The sequence below is a fragment of the Streptomyces nanshensis genome, from assembly GCF_001751255.1.
In the GTDB taxonomy this organism is placed as follows: domain Bacteria; phylum Actinomycetota; class Actinomycetes; order Streptomycetales; family Streptomycetaceae; genus Streptomyces; species Streptomyces nanshensis_A.
On sequence record NZ_LJGW01000288.1, the window covers coordinates 1 to 4476 of the forward strand.

The following is a 4476-nucleotide window of genomic DNA, read 5'->3' on the forward strand; positions in this document are numbered from 1 at the left end:
CGCGGCCGTCAGCCGCACCGCCCCCGCGAGGTTGAGGTCCGCGCCGAAGCCGGGAACGGTCGCACCGTTCCGCGCGACCAGCAGCCCCAACGGCCCCTCCGGCTCCCAGCGTCCGGCCGTACGCAGCGGCACGGCGTACGCGGTGCGCGGCACGGCGTCCGGGGCGTGCAGCGCGGTCCCCAGCACGGCGAGCACCGCACCCGTCCGCGCGTCGAGCACGGGTGCGCCCGGAATCCGTACACCGCTGCCGTCCGCCCTCTCCTGCCCGTCCGCCGCCAACGCGCCGTCGGGCAGCGTCAGTTCGAGGACCCCTTCGACGTCGTGGCAGCGGCCCGCCGCACTCCGTACGACGGTGACGGGACTGCCGGACAACTCCGCCGCCTCGGTCCCGGCACCCGCGCCGTCCGCCGCGTGCAGAAGCACCGGGGTACGCCGGGAAGCGGACGGTTCCGCGCCGATGAGGAGCGGGGCGACGTCGAGCCCGTCGGTACGGATCAGGGCGAGGTCCCACTCGGGGAGGGGCGTGATGCCGCTCGCGTCCGCGGTGTGGCTGCGTCCGCCGGGCGCGTGGACGACGACGCGGCGCAGCCCGTGTACGGCGGCATGTCCGGTGACCACGGTCCCGGCGCCGTCGGCGACGAAGCCCGTCCCGCGCATGCGGCCCTCCGGATCGCAGATCCGCACCAGCGCCTGCCCCTTCGCGAGCACCGCTCCCATCACGCACCGCACCGTTCACCTCGGACGACCGAACGCCCCGACGGTAGGCGGAAGTTGATCAGCCGCGACAGCACCTTCCGGAAAAGCGCCCCCGCCCGCGCCCTCGGCTCACCCCACGCGCCGACCGATGGAGTGAACGCGCGGGCAGCCCCACCACGCGGAACGCGGCAACGCGGAACGCGGCAACGCGGGCAACGCGGAACGCGCCGCTACGCCGTCATCACCTCGCACTCCCCCGTCGCCGCGAACTCCCGCACCGTCTCCGGTTCGGCCCCCTCGTCCGTGACGAGCGTCCACGGGCCGGCAGGCCGCGCGTGGTACGGGAACGGGCCCGCGCCCAGCTTGGACGCGTCCGCCAGCACGAACACCTCGCGGCCGCGCGCGGCCATCAGCTCCTTCGCATGGGCCTGTTCGAGGCTGGGGCAGCAGAGCCCGTCGCGCGGATGCAGTCCGTCCGCGCCGAGGAAGACCAGGTCGGGCGTGAGGCGCCGCAGCGTCTCCTCGCCTTCCGGGCCGAGGATCGCGCCGTTGGGACGGCGTACCCGCCCGCCGAGGACGACGAGTTCGACGCCGTGCGCCTCGGCGAGATGCCGCAGCGCGATGGTCGAGTTGGTGACGACGGTGATCCCGCTGCGCGCCGCCAGTGCCCGCGCGAGCCGCCCCGTCGTCGTACCGGCGTCGATCAATACCACGTCTCCGTCGGCGACCCGCCCGGCCGCCGCCCGTGCGATGGCCTCCTTCTGCGCCCGGCTGCCGGACTCCTTCTCGTCCAGGGTGCGTTCGGCGGTGTGGCCGCCCGCGACGGCGCCGCCGTACGTGCGGTGGACATGCCCGTCCCCCGCGAGTTGCTGGAGATCGCGCCGCACGGTGGAGACGGAGATGCCGAAGCGGGCGGCGAGTCGGGCTATGTCGCCGTTGCCCGCGAGCACCTCCCGCAGGATGTCGTCGCGTCTCTTCTCGGTGCCCCGGCGAGGTGCGCGGGCGCGCGGAGTGCTCAACTCCCCTGCCCCGTACGGGACTCGGCCCCGGTACCCTGCCCGGCCTCAGACACGGCCGACGCACCGGTCCCGGCCGCACCGCCCCCGGCCGCGGTCCCGCCGACGGACCGCAGCCCCGTCAGCACCAGCACCACCGCCACCGCGAGGAACCCCGCGAGCACCCCGAACCCGGTGACACTCGTTCCGGTGGCGTCCGTCAGCCAGCCCACCAGGTAGGGGCCGACGTAACCGCCCAGATTCCCCAGGGCGTTGATGAGGCCCATCGCGACGGCCACCACCTCCATCCGCAGCACGCCGCCCGGTATCGCCCAGAAGGGCCCGTACGGCGCGTACACCGCACCGGCCGTCACACACAGCAGCACCATCGCGAGCACGCCGCCCTGTACGACCTGTCCGAGCAGCAGCGCCGCGATCGCCACGACGAGCGGGACGGCGACGGCCTGCCGCCGCTTCCCGGTACGGTCCGACCACGCCGCGTTGGCGACCATCACGACCAGCGCCACCGTGAAGGGGATCGCGCTGAGCAGCCCCACCTCGGTCGAAGAGCCGTCGTGGGTCAGGGTCTTGACGACGGACGGCAGCCACAGCGTGAAGCCGTAGAAGCCGGTGATCCAGAAGAAGTAGACGCCGATGAGGACGAGGACGGGCTTCTGCCGTACGGCGTCAAGATAGGAGCCCGAGCCGGAGGCGGGCTTGGCCGCCTCGTCCGCCGCGAGCGCGTTCTCGACGTACTCCGCCTCGCTGCGGGAGATCCAGCGTGCCTGCGAGGGGCGGTCGGCCACCGCGAACCACCAGACCACCGCCCACACCAGCGGCGGGAAGCCCTGGAGCACCAGCACCCAGCGCCAGTCGGTGTGGTCCAGCATCAGCCCGGAGAGCGGGGCCATGATGATCGACGAGATCGGCAGACAGGCCATCCACAGGGCGTTGGCCCGTGCGCGCTCGCGCAGCGGGAACCAGGACGCGAGCAGGATCAGCACCGCGGGCCACACACCGCCCTCGAAGAGGCCGAGCACGAACCGCGCGACGTAGAACTGCTCCTTGGTCTGCACGAGTCCGCAGGCCATCGCCGCGACGCCCCACGCCGTCATGAGGATCACCACGGTCTTACGGGCGCTCCAGCGCTGCGCGAGGATCGCGCCGGGGATCTGCAGGAAGACGTAGCCGAGGAAGAAGACGCCGGTGACCATGCCCTCGTCGGCGGCGGAAAGGGACAGGTCGCCGTCCATGTAGGGCAGGACGACGGAGACGTTGCTGCGGTCCAGGAACGCCAGCATGTACATCACCACCGCGACGGGGATGACGTACGTCCAGCGCTTCGCGGGCACCGGCGTCCCGGCTTCGGCCCCGGTGCCGCCCGGCTCCGGTCCGGCGCCCGGCTCCGCGCCCGGTCCGGGTGGCGTTCCCGTTCCTGGTCCTGGCTCTGGTCCTGGCTCTGCTCCTGGTCCGCTCGGGGGCGTGGCGGATGTCATGTGCGGCTCCAACTGCGTTGCTGGGTCCGGCGGTTGCCGGTCGTTACGGGGCTGGACGGAGGGGACGACGGCGGGACGGCACGGCGGCGGGGCAGCGAGCCGCTCAGGCCCCGCGCCCGTACGTGGCACGGATGCGCCCTGCCGAACCGCTGAACTCGGCCCCGGCACGGAACGCGGCGGCCATCGTCGCGGGCGAGGCCTCGCCCGTGCCCGCGATGTCGAAGGCCGTCCCGTGGTCCACGGACGTACGGAGAATGGGCAGGCCGACGGTCACGGAGACCGTCCCGTCGAAGTCGACGGTCTTGGCGGGGATATGGCCCTGGTCGTGGAAGTGCGAGAGCACGCCGTCGTAGCGCCCCTGGAGTCCCTGGTGGAAGACGGAGTCCGCCGGGATCGGCCCGACGACGTCGAGCCCCTCGGACGCGGTCTTCTCCACGGCGGGACGCAGCGCGGTGATCTCCTCGTCCCCGAAGTGGCCGTTCTCGCCGCCGTGCGGATTGATCGCGGCGACGCCGAGACGCGGCTCGTCGTGCCCGAAGACCCACAGCGCGGTCACCGCATGGCGGATGCCGGCGGCCACGCGCTCCTCGTCGATCTGGTCGAGGGCCTTGCGCAGGGACACATGCCGCGTCGTGAAGAAGATCTTCAGCCCGCGGACGACGAACATCGTGTCGAAGTGGGCGGCGCCCGTGAGTTCGCCGAGCATCTCCGTGTGCCCGAGGTGCTCGGCACCGGCCGCCCAGACCGCCTCCTTGTTGATGGGCGCGGTGACGACGCCGTCGATCTCGCCCGCCATCGCCGCGCTCGTCGCCGCCTCGATCGCGGCGACGGCGGAGCGTCCCGCGACGGCGCTGACCTGTCCCCACTCCAGGTCGTCGCCCGCGACGCCCAGGTCGAGGACGTCGATCGTGCCGGGCGCGAAGCGGGCCTCGCCGACCGAGCCGACGGCGTTCACCCCGACGTCCAGTCCGCACACCCGTACCGCGCGCCGCAGCACGGCGGCGTCGCCCACGGCGATGCCGCGCCCGAGCGCGGCGGTCCGCGGGTCGGCGAGCGTACGGGCGGTGATCTCCGGCCCGATGCCCGCCGGGTCCCCGAGGGTGACGGCGAGGGTGGGAAGGCGGCTGCTGGTCATGGGGAAACCCCTTCTGCTGGGCGGTGGTTGGCAGCGGGCGCTCTCGCGCGCCCGGAGGCGTCGCCGGCGGATCTCCCGGGGGCGGCGCCGTCGGATCCGTACCCGTCCGCCGCCGTCCCGCGCGCGTCCCCGGTTCCCGGGGCAGGGGCCGCCG

The 4476-nt window shown here is 73.6% G+C and carries 3 protein-coding genes and 1 pseudogene; all 4 read right to left on the reverse strand.

Annotated elements, in window-relative coordinates; genetic code table 11:
* Positions 1-717 (reverse strand): annotated as a pseudogene (locus AN218_RS16850) (serine protease); the annotation flags it as partial.
* Between the two features lie 209 nt (positions 718-926).
* Entirely contained in the window at positions 927-1715 is a 789-nt protein-coding gene (locus tag AN218_RS16855) for a DeoR/GlpR family DNA-binding transcription regulator (protein WP_070017712.1), read from the reverse strand.
* Complete coding sequence (locus AN218_RS16860; RefSeq protein ID WP_244900493.1) at positions 1712-3043, reverse strand: MFS transporter; 1332 nt, start codon at positions 3041-3043, stop codon at positions 1712-1714. The genes AN218_RS16855 and AN218_RS16860 overlap by 4 nt, the downstream gene beginning before the upstream one ends.
* Positions 3044-3290: 247 nt before the next feature.
* A complete protein-coding gene (gene pdxA, locus AN218_RS16865) occupies positions 3291-4322 on the reverse strand; it encodes a 4-hydroxythreonine-4-phosphate dehydrogenase PdxA (protein WP_070017713.1) in 1032 nt (343 codons plus the stop codon).
* Positions 4323-4476: the final 154 nt, after the last annotated feature.